Raw genomic sequence first — 18,596 nt, 5'->3', positions numbered from 1 at the left:
ATGCGGGCGCTATTTTACTCGTTCTTTAACATCCAGGGGATTGCAATGCATCCGATGCTGACTATTGCCACGCGCGCCGCACGCGCCGCAGGCCAAACTATTATGCGCGCCTATACTGAGCTTGATCGTGTTGAGGTAAGCAGTAAAGGTATTAATGATTTTGTGACTAGTGTGGACAAGGAAGCAGAAGCAACTATTACTTATCAAATTCGTAAATCTTATCCAGACCACACCGTCATTGGTGAGGAAAACGGTGAAAACCGTGGTGAAAACAAAGACTATGTTTGGATAGTTGATCCTTTGGATGGCACTAACAACTTCGTTCGTGGTATTCCTCACTTTGCGGTATCTATCGCAGTTCAATATAAAGGCAAAATTGAAGTTGCCGTTATTTACGATCCTGTCCGTGAAGAATTATTTTCAGCGGTTCGCGGCAAAGGCGCTAAGCTCAATGATTTCCGTATGCGTGTAACCAATGTCAATGATTTAAGCAATACGATGATCGGCACCGGTTTCCCATTTAAAGCACGCCAACACACAGAAAGCTATATGGCTATTCTGAGTGAAGTGTTCCCATTGTGTGCAGATATTCGTCGTGGCGGTTCAGCTGCGTTAGATTTAGCCTACGTCGCTGCAGGCCGTTTAGACGGTTTCTTTGAAATTGGCTTAAAGCCATGGGATATCGCTGCAGGCGACTTAATTTGTCGTGAAGCTGGCGGTACCGTTACCGACTTCATGGGTGCGCATAACTACATGATTTCAGGCAACATTGTTGCTGGCAGCCCGAAAGTGACGACTCAACTGGTTAAAACCATGCGTCCTTTACTAAATGAAGGCTTAAAACGTTAATCGTTAATCGTTAGCCATATATTATTGTATAGATCCTTAGCAATAATCGATTTAAACCGCTAAAGCACAGCTATAGCGGTTTTTTTATGTCTGTCACATAGAGCCCCTGCAATACTTGTAACACTTCTCGTTTTATCCCAGTCAACCTTAAAATGAGTCATACCAATCATATGGTGTACTTGATCAGTTCAGTACGGCTAACGTTTTTTAAGACAGAACTTATTAAAAAGCCATGATATATCTTGCAAAATAGAGCAACAATGCTGGGAAATCATCCCGAATTCGTCAATAATAGTATCTTGATTTTGTTAATGTAGAAGATTATGCGACAACTGCGAAACTTAGGCCTAAAATCCTTAAAAAGTATCGAATACTTAGTGTTATTTATTATTGCACTGGCGACCGTATTTGCCATTGGTGAAGAAATTCTTCATATGTTTGACATTAGAACCGTAGAACTAGCTGACTTACTCCTACTATTCATATATCTTGAAGTATTAGCTATGGTGGTCAATTATATCGAATCAGGTAAATTACCTATCCGTATGCCGCTTTATATTGCGATTGTCGCCTTGGCTCGGTATTTAATTTTAGACATGAAGGGCATGGAAGATTGGCGTATTTTAGCGATTTCGCTTTCGACCATTTTACTGGCGAGCACCGTTATCGTGATCCGCTGGGGCCAATTGAAAATGCCTTACCCTAAAAACCAAGACTACGATAATTAATCAACTTAACGGCTCAGCCAAATAAAGCCGAGTATCGATTACTTGGCATGTTAACCAAAGTTTGGTTTTGCTTAACAAAGTAACTATGCTAAAAGTTAACAGTAGAACGTTAAAAGCTGAAAATTATAGAATAAAACCAGAAAATTGTTAGATTAATAGATATTAAGTATTGTTGGTAATGAACCGTCACAAAGCAACAGATATAGATGCTGACAGATTAACCATTTCAAGGAGATACATAATGGGGCAAGAGCCAACAGGGTTCGAAGAAAAACGCAGTTCTTTACGTTTAGATATGGAAGCTGAGCGGATCCGTCTAGATTGGATTAATGCACAAGGCGAATCATGTATAGACCATGGTATCTGTATTGACCTCGCCCGCAAAGGAGTCTTATTTGACTTCAAAGCCAGTTTTAAAGTCGGTGATTTGATCGCATTAACGTTCAATGAAAATACCAATAAACAAAATACGATTAAAGGCCAAGTCTGTCGCTGTACCGAATGCTCGCCTTACAGTTACCATATTGCTTTACAGCTTATTTAATTGATTATTTTATGCAGTACCCTATGGCGGCTCTGTACTCAAAATAAAATACCAATCAATATTTTCGGTGCAACAAGGCGCCTAGCATCAAGGATCACAACATGATATTGCTCGTCGGCGGAGAAAAAGGTGGCAGTGGAAAAAGCTGTTTAGCACAAAATATTGCCGTACACATTAGTCAAAAATACGATGCCAATGTGCTAATGGTTGACTGCGACCCGCAACGAACCACATCAGACTGGATCCAAGCTCGCAATAATGACCCCAGCCTAAAAGCCATCAATTGTATTCAGCTTTATGGCAAAATCCGTAATGATCTGCTGAGTTTAAATGAACGGTTTGACTATGTCATCGTTGATTGTGGCGGCCAAGATAACCTTGCAATGCGAGCGGCCATGTCTGTAGCAACCTATGTTGTGATCCCGCTTCGTCCAAAACGTCGCGATCTTAAAACCTTACCTCATATGGAAGACATGCTCAGTACCTGTAAGATGGTCAATCCCAAAATGATTGCAGCCATTGTGATAACGCAATGCCCTGCACTGCCATCTCAAGGTAAACGTATTTTAGAAGCGAAGGAAGTCGTGGAGTCTTTTGGTTTACGTGCACTCAACTCAGTGACGTTTAGTCGTAATATCTATGATGATAGTGAAGAAAGTGGCTCTTCTGTACTAGAAATCGATCCTAGCGGTAAAGCTGCTGATGAAATTAGGGCCATTGCCGATGAACTTTTTGCCATTCCGCCAGAAAATAGCTATGAGTTTAACTGATCTTAAGCGCAAGAAAACTAAAGATACCCGAGTCAAGGTATCTGTTGACGACTTTATTGAAGATGCTAATAATTATGCGTTGGGTTTAGGGGCGTCTCATGACCAGCCCGTTATCACCTCAACGACTCAAGACTTTCTAAAAGGGCTCGATAAAAAAAGTACTAAAATTTATCGTCATGCCACTTTTACATTAACCGAAAAAAGTATTTCACAATTAGATGAGATAGCCAAAAGCAACAAAGTGGCTAAATCAAAAATACTCAGAATACTCATTGATGATTTTTATCAGCAAAGTAACACCAAGCAATCTGATTTATTAAGAAAAACATCACGCTAACGATAGGACTTTTCGATTAGTATTATCAACAGATATGTTGGCAAGCACGATGTCCAATGATGTGATCAAATACCCATAACATTGACCTTTAATGGTTTCAACGTGTGGGCGCAGATATACTTGATTAGCACAGACAATTCATCATTGAAGACGAGTCATTATTAGAGATCGGACCCGATAATAAGCTGCGCACAGAGAGACGTTATCTCTAATCTCTATTCGGTCATAGCCTTGAGTTGATAATCAATTACTGCTGATACCTTTTAATATCATGCTAAAATTAAAGTAGTATTATTTATATTGCACTCATATTTGTGGCAACGAGACGCCACTAGCGACCCCCAGCTAACCAGTAATGGATCTCTTATCAGAGCAAAAAAATAATATATTTAGCCACCAAAATCTGACTGCCGTTAATGAATCCATAAGAGAAAATATGCCGTTAATATTACTACTAACACAACAGATGTGTGTTTATTTAGTTCTCGTTTACTTAGTCAGTAAAACGCCGTTATTTAAATTTTTTGCAGAAACATCAAAACGCTTACCTCATAAAATCTTTATCTACCTTGTGTTCTCCAGCTTTTGCATTATGGCAACTTACTTTGGTGAGCAAACATCAGGAGCCATTGCCAATACTCGGGCGATGGGGGCTGTATTAGGCGGATTGCTAGGTGGTCCAGTCACTGGTTTGTTGGTTGGGCTAACGGGGGGATTACACCGTTATTCTATGGGGGGATTTACCGATATTGCCTGCGCGATATCGACCACCTTAGAAGGCTTATCTGCTGGGATGATCAGCTATTATTTAAAAAAAGCCGGTAAACCTGAATTGGCTTATCAGCCTATTATCGTATTTGGGGTGACGTTTATGGCTGAAATAATGCAGATGTCAATTATTTTACTGGTCGCAAAACCCTTTGACCAAGCTTGGGAATTGGTCAAGCTAATCGCTCCACCTATGCTACTGATTAACTCCCTAGGCGCGGCGATGTTTATGAGTATTGTTCGCGACCAAAAAGCCATGTTTGATAAACTCTCATCCAGTTTTTCGACCAACGCGCTCAAAATAGCTGAACGCAGTGTCGGATTATTGTCCAAGGGCTTTGATTTGGAGTCGAGTAAAAAGGTTGCCCAAATCGTCATAGAAGAAACCCAAGTCGGGGCTGTCGCCATTACAGACAGACATAAATTACTCGCCTTTATTGGTATTGGGGCTGATCATCATATTCCTAATACGCCAATTTCATCTCAAATCACCCTTGATGCCATTGCACACAATCGGGTGATGTTTGCCGATGGTGTCGACACTAGCTATGCTTGCTCCATAGCCGCTAATTGCAGTTTAGGTTCAAGTCTAGTCATACCACTGCTCAGTAACGATGAGGTCATTGGCACCATTAAGTTATACGAACCTAAAAATAAGCTCTTTTTAAACATTAATCGCACCTTAGGCGAAGGGATTGCAAGGTTACTGTCAAACCAAATTCTCTACGGGCGATTTGAACAACAGAAAAGTTTATTGATGCAAGCAGAAATTAAATTGTTACAAGCGCAAGTTAATCCGCACTTTTTATTTAATGCGCTCAATACCATCAGCGCCATTATTAAACGTGACCCACAAATGTCGAAGCAATTATTACAGCAATTATCCCAGTTTTTGCGCATCAACTTAACTCGCACCACCGGGCTGGTTACCATGGCTGATGAACTTGAGCATATTGATGCTTACCTCTCCATAGAGCGGGCTCGTTTTATTGATAAACTGCAGGTTACCATTGATATTCCGGCAATTTACCATCATCTAAAAATGCCCGCGTTTACCTTACAACCTTTGATTGAGAATGCGGTTAAACATGGAACATCGCGCTTACTTGATGCAGGCATTATTAATGTAAAAGCCACACCCGATGGCGAAGACTTGTTACTCAGCGTGACCGACAATGCAGGTTTATATCAACCATCCACTAACACTGAGGGTTTAGGGATGAATTTAGTCCACAAACGGATCCAAAACTTATTTGGTGACCAATACGGGATTGAGGTCGAGTGTAAAACCGATCTATTCACTTGCATCAGTGTGCGTTTACCTCTGGAGGAAATGGACCAATGATCTCCTGTTTAATCATTGATGATGAACCTTTTGCTCGTCAAGAAATCGCCGATTTATTGGCACTACAAGCAGATATTCAGGTGTTGGGGCAATGCAGCAATGCGATTGAAGCACTGCAACAAATCAACCAATTAAAACCCGCATTAATTTTTGTCGACATTCAAATGCCGCGTATTAACGGCATGGAACTGATTGCCATGCTTAGCCCAGAAAATATGCCTAGAGTCGTCTTTGTCACTGCTTATGATGAATATGCCGTTAAAGCTTTTGACAACAATGCCTTTGATTATTTACTCAAACCCATTGATGAAAAACGCTTTAACCAAACACTCAATCGAGTCAGAGCCGATCTGTCACCACAAATGATGCACCCTATGATCCCAACTCAGTTAGCCCATTTACCCTGTTACAGCGGTAATAAACTCAAAGTAGTCGCAACGGCTGATGTTGAATATATTTTTAGTGATGTCGGTGGGATCCATGTGTGCTCAAATAAAAATTATTGTCACACCCAATTAACCTTGAAAGTGTTGCAAGAAAAAACCCCGTTAATCCGCTGCCATAAACAATATTTATTATCTCCCAACGCTATTTCTGAAATAGAACTCATTGATTCAGGCGCTCAAGTCACTACCCGTAGTGGTGCAAAAGTGCCCGTTTCACGCCGTTATTTAAAAGAGCTTAAATTATTACTGGGCTATCAATAACTAACTCATCTCGCCGCTTAGTCTGCCTATTTACCGCTTAGGCACCCGATCCGACCACTTAATTAACTGTCACCCTTTTTTGATAAAAACTGCTTTACAGTGATATCACTTAAAAATGGGGAGATAACAAAATGACGTGGTTTTTACTCTGTGTGGGCCTGCTAATTGGCGGCTACTTTATTTATGGGGCCTTTGTCGAAAAAGTATTCGGCATCAATACCCAGCGACAAACACCTGCTTTCACCCAAACAGACGGCGTCGACTTCGTGCCAATGTCCAAAGGTAAAGTGTATTTAATTCAACTGCTAAATATTGCCGGTGTGGGGCCAATTTTTGGTCCTATTTTAGGCGCATTATATGGCCCAGCCGCCATGTTGTGGATTGTATTTGGTTGTATTTTTGCCGGTGCGGTTCACGATTACTTCTCGGGAATGCTATCGGTACGCAATAACGGTCAGTCAGTACCCAGCTTAGCAGGTAAATACCTAGGTAAAAACGCCAAGCACTTTATGAACTTGTTTGCCATTATCTTATTATTGTTAGTCGGCGTGGTATTCATCTCTGCACCTGCTGGCTTACTGAGCAAACTGACTGGTTTAGATGTTACCCTCTTTGTTGGTATTATTTTTGTCTATTATTTAATTGCCACCATAGTTCCTATCGACAAGATCATTGGTCGCCTATACCCATTCTTTGGCGCATTACTGGTATTTATGTCAGTGGGACTTATCATAGCGTTAGCCATGTCAAGCGAACACACCATGTTAGCGGGTTTTGAAATGGGTGACTTCGTTACTAATTTAAACCCTAACGACATGCCATTATGGCCTGCCTTGTTCATCACCATTGCTTGTGGTGCCGTATCTGGTTTCCATGCGACACAATCACCATTAATGGCACGTTGTGTTGAAAATGAGTCAAATGGCCGCTTTGTGTTTTTTGGTGCCATGATTGGCGAAGGTATTATTGCGCTAATTTGGTGTGCCATTGCATTATCATTCTTTGGTGGTGTAGAAGGATTAAATGCCGGTATGGCAGGGAACCCAGCTAACGTAGTGTACGAAGCCTCTAACGGATTATTAGGCACATTTGGTGGCTTCTTAGCTATCTTGGGTGTCATTGTATTACCTATCACCTCTGGCGATACTGCATTTCGTTCAGCACGCTTAATCTTGGCTGAATTCTTTAACATTAAACAAATCGAGTTACCTAAGCGCCTTATGCTTGCTGTGCCCCTTTTTGTTGTAGGTGCGGTGCTAACTCAAGTCGATTTCGGGGTGATTTGGCGCTACTTTGGTGTCGCAAACCAAACTACCGCAGTGATGATGTTATGGACTGCAGCAGCTTATCTACTGCGCCATAATAAATTTCATTGGATTTGTACTGTACCGGCGATGTTTATGACCTGTGTGGTGATTAGTTTCATACTCAACTCATCAACATTAGGTGCAGGTTTACCGATGACAGTGTCAACGATTGCAGGTTTAGTCTCCACAGCAATAATCACTGCGATGGTGATTATAAAAACCAAAGGCAAAGGCGATGTTGATACGGACAATGATATTGACGATGATGATAAAGTTGAACTAGCCAACGAGCTATAACATTCAGCATGGTTAAATAAATGGCAGCCTTGGCTGCCATTTTTACGTTGATATCACTTTGGCGACAATGTGGGTATAATATTGCAAACTTAATTAGCTCGCACAATCCATGACCCAAGCAAACAATCCGCTTCACGGCATTAAACTAGAAACTATCGTTACTGAACTCGTTGAAAAGTACGGGTGGGAAGAATTAGGATCTAGGATAAACATTCAGTGTTTCAAAGATAATCCGAGTGTAAAATCAAGCTTGAAGTTTCTGCGTAAAACGCCTTGGGCCCGTGATAAAGTTGAATACTTATATCTTAAGGCCAACAAACTGCCCTTGCCGCCACCTAAAGACGATAACCGCGGTTCTTTTGCGGCTAAAACGCGGCCTGCCAAGGTAAAAACAATGTCAGCTAAACCCGTCTCAAATAAAACGGTTGCCGCTAAAACTGACTCTGACACAGCAAGTACAGAATCAACAACACCAGTCAATGCCGATATTTGGGGATCAAGCTCAAATTAGCTTATCAATGGCTAAACACTGCCAGGGCTTATAGCGGAAATTCGAAAATTAATCGCCAAACTTTAAGCCCGCCACCCACTTGATAACTTAACCCAAAATGTTCAATTTTTACGCTGTCTAAGCCTATCGCACTGAAGCTGATGGGTTTTGAAAAGGCTAATGTCGTGCCGATTTCATAAGTGTATGAGGTTAAAACATCATTACCAACTGGGGTGACGAATTTTAGTTTGTCGAAATACCAATGTGCGGCAATAAAAAATCTCGGCGCTACAAGGGTATCTTGCCACTGCCAATCATAATTAACCCCAAAGTCGATACCGGTTTTAAATACCGAATAGCCTTCTGTGCTGTCATTTTGATTACTTTGATAGCCGGCATAATACACTCGGTTTACCCATACGGGGGTGAATAAAGGCGCATCAAGTTTGTAGAGGGCCGATATGCCTGTGGAAAAAACCCCGACATGGCTGTAAGTCGAAAAATTATGCCCATAGCCTAAATCAACATAACTCTCTAATGTTAGCTGATCATCCACCAGCCAATGATATTCAAGCCCTGGCGTTAAAGTGATAGTACCCACATTGTTAGGAAAACTGCCTTGAGGTAAGTCATTAAATGAATAATCAAAAAAGCCAAACGATGCCGTAAAACGTAACTTCAACACGTAATCATCTGCTGAATCAAGTTCAAATCCCATCGGGATATTGGCAACAGCAGCACTTTGGCCAGAGGTACGATAAATACCACTGCCTAAGTAATTGGCAAATGCATAATGAGAAGCATCTGGTTCAGAGATCAATTCAGGCGATGTAGCGGGAGATAATTCAGATGCTGGGCTAATATTACTGCCAAGAATGAATAATACCGTCACGGATATGACGCGAGAAAAAGGATATAAAAAACGCGTATAACTAAACGATGATGAACCAATGAGTGGTATGATCTGCCTTTGTTTCATCATCATCTAAACTTTATGTTGTCAGGCTATTCATCGTGGAAGTAGTGCTCCGACATCATATGACCCATTTCAGTTGACTTGGTCTTTAAATATGATTCGTTGTAACGATTTTTACCTACTTGTAATGGGATACGTTCAACCACTTCAATGCCAACATTTTGCATTGCCATGACTTTACGCGGATTATTGGTCATTAACTTCACTTTAGTGACCCCAATTTTCTCTAGCATAGGCAAAATCATGTCGTACTTGCGCATATCCGCTTCAAAACCTAAACGCAAATTAGCTTCTACCGTATTGGCGCCAGCATCTTGCAGCTCATAAGCACGAATTTTATTGAGCAAACCAATCCCACGTCCTTCTTGGCGTAAGTACAACAAAAAGCCTTGGCCTTTCTCAGCAATACTTTGCATTGCTGCTTGTAATTGAAATCCACAATCACAACGTAAACTAAATAATGCATCACCGGTCAAACATTCTGAATGAATACGACCTAGCATAGGTTGAGTGGGATCCAGTTGACCGAATGTCAACGCAACGTGTTCTTTACCCGTGGCGGTTTCTTCAAAACCGTGCATAGCAAAAACCCCCCAAGGAGTGGGTAACTTAGATGTTGCGATATACTTTATCGACATGAATTAACCTTACGACAACTAACTGTAAAAGAAAATATTAGAACTTAGCAGGAGCAAAACCTGTTACATCTTTAATGCCCATTTCACGGCCTAATGCCGTTAAAGGATGCACAACCACTAAGCCTTTAACTGATTTATTTAACTTGCCCATATCAGCTTGTTCTGCTTTGGTTAGCGTGCGCTTAAAGCCTAGCGCTTTCAACGCTGTACCTTCTTGGCTAAACTGACGTGTTTGTTGGCCTTTAATATTTGCGATTCGCTTAGTAACGGTTGCCACTTCTTTCTTAAACTGCAGGACAATCGCGGCATCACCACGTGCTTCAGCCGCGGCTAATTTGCGACGAAACTTGTCTAATTTATCATTCCAAGTCTGCAGCTCTTGCTTTAAATTCATTTGATTACCTTCAATGCTTTACTGTGTTAATGATTCATTTTCGCTTATGCGTTTATCACAACACCGTTTCGGAGGCAGATTATATACCCAAAACCCCCTAAGATGCGAATAGCAAACGCTTGATATATGAATGTACCAGCAAACTTTTTCACCCCATACAAATAATCAAGATATTATTACATTACAACAAACAATCAACACTATTGGACTGTGCACATTTTGCATGACTTACGTAATGTGTTTTATGCCATCGTATATACCTAATCGCCCCATGGTTTATGCCCTTCGCTGCCAAGTTAGTGATCCGCATTTCTCACTCATATTGATTAATTGATCCGCAACCAAATCACCTATATCCCCTTTTTACGACATTTGAGATAAATCACTATTGCAATACTTATGATAATCATTATCATTCGCACTATTGTAAATAAAGGTGCCTGTTATGACGTTACTCCGTTTATCTCTCCTTGCCATTGCCTGTCAAGGTGTACTGTTTCCCGTTTATGCTCTCGCACAAACTCCCATTAGCCAGCCTAAAGCAGGAACACAGGCATCAACTGATAAGGCCAATACATCATCCCCAACTGATTATGAACGTATTACTGTTTACGGCAGACAAAACCACGTGGTGATGAACTCAGGACTGGCGACCAAATCGAATATGTCACTGATGGAAACCCCCGCAGCGGTGGTTATTGTTGATGAGGCATTAATTGACTCGCAAGGCATCACTAATATGCAAGAGTTGGTGCGTAACATCAGCGGAGTGACTCAAGCGGGCAATAATTATGGTATTGGCGACAACTTAGTGGTGCGCGGATTAGGTGCCAACTATACCTATGATGGTATGTATGGCGGCGCAGGTTTAGGTAACACCTTTAACCCAACACGTTCGCTGACCAACGTCAGCTCAGTCGAGGTGCTCAAAGGGCCTGCAACAGGACTTTATGGCATGGGCAGCGCAGGCGGCGTCATTAATCTTATTGAGAAAAAGCCAGCATTTGACGGTAAACAGTTGTTTGAAGCAGAAGTGGGTCAATGGGACACTTATTCATTGATGGCCGACAGCACAGGCGCAATAACCGACGATATGGCTTATCGAGTGGTGGCTAAAAGTGCCCGCAGTGATGGCTATCGCGATTTGGGTACCGACAGAGATGAAGTTTATGGCTCACTAAAGTTTGTATTAGACGACAACCAAAATCTGATGATATCTGCTGCTTACATTAACGATGCCATTCCGGTTGACTCGATTGGCCATCCTATCCGTATTTATAATGCCGCTTCTGTCGATGGTAAAACTGCAGCTGACGTTAGCTGGCAAGATCTGGTTAACGACCCAAGCAGCAAAGGTTTACAACTTAGCGATGAGCAGCGCCAACAACTGGCTGACTCGTTAAGTGCCAGTGACGGACAAACGCCATATGAGTTTGGTCCCAATGGGCTTATTTCACCGATGGCGAAAGACAACCAAGGTGAAGAGTTGCGCTTTAAACTCACCCATAATATTTACCTCACCGATAACTTATTCTTAAACCAACAGCTGCAATATCGTAATTACGAAACGGCTTTTGCTCGTCAAACGGGTGCTTATAACTATGTATATTGGCAACGAAATGGAGTGATTAACCAAAATCCTCGTGCGCCGCTTGTTGAAAATGATGTGTTATATCCCTACGCAGCACGTCGTCAGGAATACCGCAAAGTGTCCGCAGACGAAAAGTCATGGCAGTATTTTGCCGACTTACGTTATGACTTTGACATTGGCAACATTAGTAACGAATTACTGGTCAATGTTAACGTTGAAGACCGCGATATCCGCTTTAAGCAGTATTCGATTTACGACGCCGACTATACCTTGAAAGACCCCAACGGCAATCAATCCTATCAAGGCTCTCTACCTTTTATTTATGATATCCGTAACCCAAATTGGGGTGAAGGAGAATTTGAAGATTACGACCCATTATTAACCAGTAACTACAATAAATCTGTCACTGCATGGGGTTTGGGCGTACAACATGTGGGTTACTTAGGGGGCGGCTTTACCAGCCGTATTGGCGTTGCCTTTAATGAGATTAAACAAAGCTATGAACACTTAGGTGTTGATGCCCGCTACAGCAGTAGCCTAGCCGATCCTCAGCCAGAAGCCGACACCACAGATAACGGTGTAACCTACAATTTAGGCTTAACCTTTATGCCTACTGCCGATATCTCTATATTTGTTAATCACTCTAAAGGCCGAACAGCATACCGTGTGTTAGGCGACGTAAAAGGTAATGAAGCTGACCGCGAAGATTCGCAATCAATCAGTAATGATTTGGGTATTCGCGCCAAAGCATTTGATGACCAATTATTGGCATCATTAGTATTGTTTAAAACCTCACGCACCAATCTGGCTTATACCAACCCAAATTACGACAGTAGCGCGGTCACGCCTGATATTGACCCATACTTTTATGATGGCAGCGAAGATACCAAAGGGGTAGAACTGGATCTGAATGCTTATTTAAGTGACCAGTGGAAAGTGAACCTTAACGCGGTTTACCAAGATGCCAGAGACAATCAAAATCCCAATAGTAGTGATTATGGCCAACGCCAAAAAGGTGTGCCTTATGTAACCGCGGGGGCTTGGGTAACTTATGCAGCAGAATTGGGCTTATCAGCGCCACTATCATTAAGCCTAGGAGCCAAATATGTGGATGAGCGTAGTACACACTCAAGTTCGTTTGGCATACCTGACGGCTACGTACCAAGTTACACCGTAATCGATTCAGCCATTAGTTATGATGTTGAGCGTTATAAAGTTCAATTGAACATTAATAACATCTTTAATGAAACTTATTACGATAAAGCCATGTTCTTAGGCGGATTGCCCGGCGAAGAGCGCAACGCGAAGTTAACGGTAACCTATCGAATTTAATGCAATAGTGGTTTGGGTTCGGTTTGATCAAAATCGAATGACAACATGGTGTAAAGCACTGCCTTTTGCAGTGCTTTTTTATCCCTGTTTGATAAGGATAATTGACTATCTAGGCTACATGTAGGATAACCGAGACATTAATTCAAGCGGTTACCTTAGGATATTATTTGATGGCTAATACCATTTTTACCCCATACACCTTGACCAATGGCGCAATTATTCCTAATCGGTTGGTCAAAGCCGCCATGGAAGAAAATCTTGCTAATGCCCTGCAACAACCTGATCACGCATTGTTCAGCTTATATGATGCTTGGGCAAAAGGCGGCGTTGGATTAATGATCACCGGCAACGTCATGATTGATCCCTTAGCCATGACCGGCCCTGGCGGCGTGGTATTAACCTCTAGCAGCGCACTTGCCCCCTTCACTCAATGGGCCAAAACGGCTAAACAACATAGTGCCAGAGTATGGATGCAGATCAATCATCCCGGCAGACAGGTGTTTAAAACCATGGGCGGTAAGAATATTGCCCCATCAGCTATCGCACTCGATCTAGGTAAACATTCATCAATGTTTTCTGAGCCTAAAGCCATGACTACTGCAGATATTGACGACGTTATCCAACGTTTTGTTACCACAGCCAGCATGGCTCAACAAGCGGGGTTTGATGGCGTACAAATTCATGCCGCACACGGATATTTACTGGCACAATTTTTATCGCCATTAACCAACAGGCGCAATGATGAATGGGGCGGAAGTCTTCATAATCGTGCCAAACTATTAATGGAAGTGGTCAAGCAAGTTAGGCTGAGATGTGGTGCCGGTTTTGACATTGCGGTAAAACTCAATTCAGCCGATTTTCAACGGGGTGGCTTTGATATCGACGATGCCGAAAAAGTCATTACTATGCTGGCGCAGCATCAAGTAGAAATGGTGGAATTATCAGGCGGCAGCTATGAAGCACCCGCTATGCAAGGTCGCAGTGCCGATGAACGCACCTTAGCTCGAGAAGCTTACTTTTTAAGTTTAACCGCGCAGTTGGTCCAGCGCAGCCCTATACCTTTAATGTTAACAGGGGGGATTTATCGCCTGCCAGTGGCACAACAAGTCATTGATACCGGCTTTGCCTTATGCGGTATTGCCAGCGCCCTCGCCTTTTATCCCAACTTAGCCAATAAGTGGCGAACACAGCCCGAGTTTATCCCGTCTATTCCAATGGTTAATTGGCAAAGTAAGCCCTTAGCTGGGCTGGCAACTATGGCTATCATTAAACGCCAACTTCGCCGCATAAGCCAAGGGAAACCACCACAAACCAATGATTCCCCCTTGTGGAGTTTAGTGGTCGATCAATTTAGAACGAAACAACGCACTAAGAGTTATCGACATGCTTTAGGCATCACGAACGCTTAAAACACTCATGCTTAACACCGTCTAGATTCAAACACTATCTGTTAAAACGATAAACCTGTTGATTGCTGCTACCGCGCCACAATAGCGCGGGATCAGCTTTATCTTGTTCAAACTTACCGTCAATCATTACATCCACCAAGTTCACCACGGTTTGTTGCTGCTCACTTAGATCAGCAAGTTGGTAACCGGTCCATAACCAAATATCTTTCTCGGGACATTCATCCTTTACCCGCATCACCAATTTCAATATCGCTTCAAGGTTAGCGGGATGCAGCGGATCACCACCGCTTAACGATAAGCCGCGACGGAAAATACGACTGTCGGTTAAATCATTAAGAATCTGATCTTCTAACGCTTGGCTAAATACATGCCCAGCATCGACACGCCAAGTGCTTTGGTTATAGCATCCCTTACAAGCATGCTCGCAACCGCTGACAAATAACGTGCAGCGATTGCCCTCGCCGTTGATCACATCAATACTATGATAAGCACTATAATACATTATAAATGCTTCACTCTGCGCTTCACTTCTTCTTGCTTACCAAAGTTAAACGGCCGTGAATCTGGGCTGCCCAAATAGCCACAAACTCGTCGAATCACAGACACTCGACTAGGTTCGTGATTACCGCATTTGGGGCAAACAAAGCCCTTGCTGGTACAATTGAACTCACCGATATAGCCACAATCGTAACACTCATCAATCGGAGTGTTGGTGCCGTAATATGGCACCCGACTGTAGCTGTAATCCCAAACATTTTCGAGCGCTTCAATATTGTGCTGCATGTTAGGGTATTCGCCGTAGCAAATAAATCCACCATTGGCGATAGCCGGATAAGGTTGTTCAAAATCAATCTTATCGTATGGATTCACTTGCTTTTCAACATCTAAATGGAAACTATTCGTGTAATAGCCTTTATCTGTCACCCCTGCCACCACACCGAACTGAGTCGTATCAAGCTGGCAAAAACGGCTACATAAATTTTCACTAGGAGTACTGTACAAACTAAAACCATAACCCGTTTCTTGCTTCCAAGATTCAGTGGCTTGCTTCAAATGATTAATGATCGCAACAGCTTTCTCACGTAATTGAGCGTTATCAAACACATGTTCAGCATTGCCATACAAGGCATTAATGGTTTCGTGTAGGCCAATAAAGCCTAACGAAATTGACGCACGACCATTTTTAAAGATCTCGCTAACATCATCATCGGCATTTAAGCGCACGCCACACGCCCCTTCCATATAAAGAATTGGTGCCACTCGCGCTTTAACCCCGGTTAACCGAGCAATGCGAGTATCTAACGCTTTGCGTGCAATCAGTAGTCGCTGGTCGAGTAATTGATAAAAACGCTGTTCATCTTGACCTGCTTCCAACGCAATACGCGGTAAGTTAAGGCTAACAACACCTAAATTATTGCGTCCTTCATGTACCAATTGGCCATCTTCTTCATAAGTGCCCAAAAATGAACGACAACCCATCGGAGTTTTAAATGAACCAGTGACTTTCACCACTTGATCATAATTTAAAATATCAGGGTACATGCGCATAGTTGAACAGGTTAATGCCATCTTTTTAATGTCGTAATTGACGTCAGCCGCTTTATGATTCACGCCATCTTTAATCGCAAACACCAATTTAGGGAATACTGCCGTTTTACGGTTTTTACCTAAGCCAGCCATGCGCACAGTTAACATAGATTGCTGAATTAAACGAGATTCCCACGATATCCCCAATCCAAAGCCAAAGGTAACAAAGGGCGTTTGCCCATTGGCGGTATGTAAGGTGTTGACTTCATATTCAAGCGATTGAAACGCGTCATGACACTCTTTTTCGGTTTGAGTCATCGCATAATCTTCCACGTCGGCCACTTGCCATTTTTTAGCGACGCTAAGGTGCTTTTGATAACTAATTTGTACAAACTCAGCTAACACTTCATCAATACGGTTAATCGTTGTGCCACCATAAATATGGCTCGCCACCTGTGCAATAATTTGCGCCGTCACAGCCGTTGCGGTCGAAATCGATTTAGGCGGTTCTATTTCAGCATTGCCCATTTTAAAGCCATGAGTCAGCATGCCGGCTAAATCGATTAACATGCAGTTAAACATCGGGAAAAATGGTGCGTAGTCTAAGTCGTGATAGTGGATTTCGCCCTTTTCATGTGCTTCGACAACATCTTTAGGTAATAAGTGAGTTTTGGCGTAATGCTTGGCAACAATCCCGGCAAGTAAGTCACGTTGAGTGGGGATCACTTTGGCATCTTTATTGGCGTTTTCGTTTAAAATGGCACTGTCTGATTGCTCAACCAAGCCGCGAATAGCACAATTTAATTTACTTTGAGTTTCACGATGGGTATCGCGATCATGGCGATACTCAATGTAATGACGTGCCACCGATTTATACGGCCCAGACATTAATAAGTTTTCGACTGCATGTTGTAGTTCGTGAATATCAACTTCGGTTTTCGCAGCCATTTGCTGTTCAACCGTTTGCGCTAACTGCTGCGCATATTGATGATCTGCTTGACCTGCAGACTCCATTGCTGCTACTACAGCCTCTTTGATCCGACATCCATCAAAGGCGGTTCGACATCCATCTCTTTTCACGACTACAAGCATACGACCATCCTTACAAGCACTATATATAGAACTTTAATTTACAAAAAACACAATATAGAGTGTATTAGACACATTAACGCTGAGCATTACTTTGATCCAGATCATAATTCTCAGCACTACTTAATATTGAAAAACATCTTGCTTTCAGCAAAAGATATTGTAGGAATGTTCACTGATCCGTCGGATAAAAATACAAGGGGAGAGATGGTAAATTGTTTCACAATATGGAGTGTTTTCGTAAATCAATATTGCCATATTCAAACACCGCTAGCGCGGTACTCAACAAGCTAACATAACGCTTAAGCGCGCTACGCTGTCATCGAACACCATTCTAGTCGTCATATCAACAAACTAAGTGACTTGCCAATGACTCTTTATTAAAGGAGCATTGAACATAATGATGACAACAACCCAACTTGGACAATACCGTTATTGCATAAACATTAATCGAGCGGTATCGAACTCGTGCATCCGTAATGGGCACATGACTCATATTCGACACCGCATAAGTGTTAATTTAAGGTCGCTTCAATTAAATGTTGAATATCTTTTACTGCCTGCTCACCCGCTTTAATGGCTTCTTTTGCACGATGAAATTCCATTGTGCCAATGTCATTAACATAAGGCACAATACAAATATCTGGTGGCTCGCCCATTAAACGCGAGCGTTTATGGCGTTGTTCTAAAATATCCATTGATTGTGACATAACGGCCAACATACCTGGATGGGATTTTGAACTGCCTATAGCAAGCTTGTCAGTTAAGACACTCATGTAGTCTTTGCCTTTGCCCCATAAATCCATAAAACCTGATTCAAGCTCTGCCTTTTCATCAATCGTCTCTGACTTACTCGCTTTTCGGCTTTTTACTTGCTCTGGGGCCTTATGAAGTTGATCACGGCGATGACCGTTTAAATCCACTGCAATAACCACATCAACCCCCATCGAACGGGCTAATGACACAGGTACCGGATTGACCACGGCGCCGTCAACAACCCAGCGATGACCTTGCTGTACTGGGGGTAAAAAGCCGGGCATAGAACATGAGGCGCGAACCGCATGGCGTAAGTCACCTTCTTTAAACCAAATCTCTTGTCCAGAATATAAATCGGTAGCCACTGCAGCAAAAGGACGTTTTAACTGTTCAATGTTGATATCGCCAATGCGATTAGCTAAGACATCAAATACTTTCTCGCCGCTAATTAAGCCGCCTTTACGCCAGCCTAAGTCCATTAATCCGAGTACGTCCCAACTCGAAAAACCACTCACCCAGGTTTCAAGTTCACCCAAATGATTATTCGCATAGGCCGCGCCCACTAATGCACCCACTGAACAACCCGCAACTTTGTCAGGGTAAATATCTAACTTGGCTAAACCATTCAATACCCCAATATGTGCCCAACCTTTCGCGGCTCCACTGCCTAGGGCTAATCCCACGGTGAGCTTTGTCATCTTTTTTCCTTCCATGCTCAGCATATTAATCTTTACGAAAAGGT

The 18,596-nt window shown here is 42.4% G+C and carries 17 protein-coding genes; 11 read left to right on the top strand and 6 right to left on the bottom strand.

Annotation, left to right across the window (positions count from 1 at the left end; all coding sequences use genetic code 11):
* Positions 1–45: 45 nt before the first annotated feature.
* From suhB to AAEY93_RS04875, 9 genes are all read left to right on the top strand, one after another.
* Positions 46–849: an inositol-1-monophosphatase gene (suhB, locus tag AAEY93_RS04915; RefSeq protein ID WP_101032106.1), complete on the top strand. Its 804-nt coding sequence runs from the start codon at positions 46–48 to the stop codon at positions 847–849.
* A gap of 323 nt (positions 850–1,172) precedes the next feature.
* Complete coding sequence (locus AAEY93_RS04910; protein WP_101032107.1) at positions 1,173–1,577, top strand: phosphate-starvation-inducible protein PsiE; 405 nt, start codon at positions 1,173–1,175, stop codon at positions 1,575–1,577.
* Positions 1,578–1,818: 241 nt separating this feature from the next.
* Positions 1,819–2,121: a PilZ domain-containing protein gene (locus AAEY93_RS04905; RefSeq protein WP_101032108.1), complete on the top strand. Its 303-nt coding sequence runs from the start codon at positions 1,819–1,821 to the stop codon at positions 2,119–2,121.
* 101 nt (positions 2,122–2,222) lie between these two features.
* Entirely contained in the window at positions 2,223–2,891 is a 669-nt protein-coding gene (locus tag AAEY93_RS04900) for an AAA family ATPase (protein WP_101032109.1), read from the top strand.
* The gene (locus AAEY93_RS04895; RefSeq protein ID WP_101032110.1) at positions 2,878–3,228 is read left to right on the top strand and encodes a replication protein RepA; all 351 of its coding nucleotides are present in this window, start codon (positions 2,878–2,880) and stop codon (positions 3,226–3,228) included. The genes AAEY93_RS04900 and AAEY93_RS04895 overlap by 14 nt, the downstream gene beginning before the upstream one ends.
* Before the next feature lie 436 nt (positions 3,229–3,664).
* Positions 3,665–5,341 (top strand): sensor histidine kinase, encoded by a 1,677-nt coding sequence (locus AAEY93_RS04890; protein WP_101032111.1) that lies wholly within the window; start codon positions 3,665–3,667, stop codon positions 5,339–5,341.
* Positions 5,338–6,048 carry a two-component system response regulator BtsR gene (gene btsR, locus AAEY93_RS04885; protein ID WP_101032112.1) on the top strand — a complete coding sequence of 237 codons (711 nt, stop codon included), beginning with the start codon at positions 5,338–5,340 and terminating at the stop codon, positions 6,046–6,048. Before AAEY93_RS04890 ends, btsR begins: the two co-directional genes overlap by 4 nt.
* A 131-nt stretch (positions 6,049–6,179) precedes the next feature.
* Complete coding sequence (locus AAEY93_RS04880; RefSeq protein WP_101032113.1) at positions 6,180–7,652, top strand: carbon starvation CstA family protein; 1,473 nt, start codon at positions 6,180–6,182, stop codon at positions 7,650–7,652.
* A gap of 109 nt (positions 7,653–7,761) precedes the next feature.
* Positions 7,762–8,163: a VF530 family protein gene (locus tag AAEY93_RS04875; RefSeq protein ID WP_101032114.1), complete on the top strand. Its 402-nt coding sequence runs from the start codon at positions 7,762–7,764 to the stop codon at positions 8,161–8,163.
* A 28-nt stretch (positions 8,164–8,191) separates the two neighbouring features.
* On the opposite strand, the gene AAEY93_RS04870 is transcribed toward AAEY93_RS04875, so the two are convergent.
* Genes AAEY93_RS04870 through AAEY93_RS04860 form a run of 3 tightly spaced genes read right to left on the bottom strand, consistent with a single transcriptional unit; the run spans position 8,192 to position 10,150 of the window.
* On the bottom strand, positions 8,192–9,127 hold the full coding sequence (locus AAEY93_RS04870) for a hypothetical protein (protein WP_101032115.1): 936 nt from the start codon (positions 9,125–9,127) through the stop codon (positions 8,192–8,194).
* Positions 9,128–9,147: 20 nt separating this feature from the next.
* Positions 9,148–9,756 carry a GTP cyclohydrolase II gene (gene ribA / locus AAEY93_RS04865; protein ID WP_101032116.1) on the bottom strand — a complete coding sequence of 203 codons (609 nt, stop codon included), beginning with the start codon at positions 9,754–9,756 and terminating at the stop codon, positions 9,148–9,150.
* A 37-nt stretch (positions 9,757–9,793) separates the two neighbouring features.
* Positions 9,794–10,150, bottom strand: coding sequence for a YibL family ribosome-associated protein (locus tag AAEY93_RS04860; RefSeq protein ID WP_101032117.1), 357 nt, complete (start codon positions 10,148–10,150; stop codon positions 9,794–9,796).
* A 445-nt stretch (positions 10,151–10,595) separates the two neighbouring features.
* On the opposite strand from AAEY93_RS04860, the gene AAEY93_RS04855 reads away from it, so the two are divergent.
* Positions 10,596–13,073, top strand: coding sequence for a TonB-dependent receptor (locus tag AAEY93_RS04855; protein ID WP_351075231.1), 2,478 nt, complete (start codon positions 10,596–10,598; stop codon positions 13,071–13,073).
* 170 nt (positions 13,074–13,243) lie between these two features.
* The gene (locus AAEY93_RS04850; RefSeq protein ID WP_124011774.1) at positions 13,244–14,482 is read left to right on the top strand and encodes an NADH:flavin oxidoreductase/NADH oxidase family protein; all 1,239 of its coding nucleotides are present in this window, start codon (positions 13,244–13,246) and stop codon (positions 14,480–14,482) included.
* 34 nt (positions 14,483–14,516) lie between these two features.
* Here the strand turns inward: AAEY93_RS04850 and nrdG are convergent, their stop codons facing one another.
* From nrdG to rssA, 3 genes are all read right to left on the bottom strand, one after another.
* Positions 14,517–14,984: an anaerobic ribonucleoside-triphosphate reductase-activating protein gene (gene nrdG / locus AAEY93_RS04845; protein WP_124011775.1), complete on the bottom strand. Its 468-nt coding sequence runs from the start codon at positions 14,982–14,984 to the stop codon at positions 14,517–14,519.
* The gene (nrdD, locus tag AAEY93_RS04840; protein WP_124011776.1) at positions 14,984–17,101 is read right to left on the bottom strand and encodes an anaerobic ribonucleoside-triphosphate reductase; all 2,118 of its coding nucleotides are present in this window, start codon (positions 17,099–17,101) and stop codon (positions 14,984–14,986) included. Before nrdD ends, nrdG begins: the two co-directional genes overlap by 1 nt.
* Positions 17,102–17,613: 512 nt before the next feature.
* Positions 17,614–18,552: a patatin-like phospholipase RssA gene (rssA, locus tag AAEY93_RS04835; RefSeq protein ID WP_124011777.1), complete on the bottom strand. Its 939-nt coding sequence runs from the start codon at positions 18,550–18,552 to the stop codon at positions 17,614–17,616.
* Positions 18,553–18,596: the final 44 nt, after the last annotated feature.

Origin of the sequence: Shewanella sp. CAL98-MNA-CIBAN-0140, assembly GCF_040309905.1 — a bacterium.
GTDB classification, from domain to species: domain Bacteria; phylum Pseudomonadota; class Gammaproteobacteria; order Enterobacterales; family Shewanellaceae; genus Shewanella; species Shewanella psychromarinicola.
This window is presented reverse-complemented; position numbering and strand designations above follow the sequence as displayed.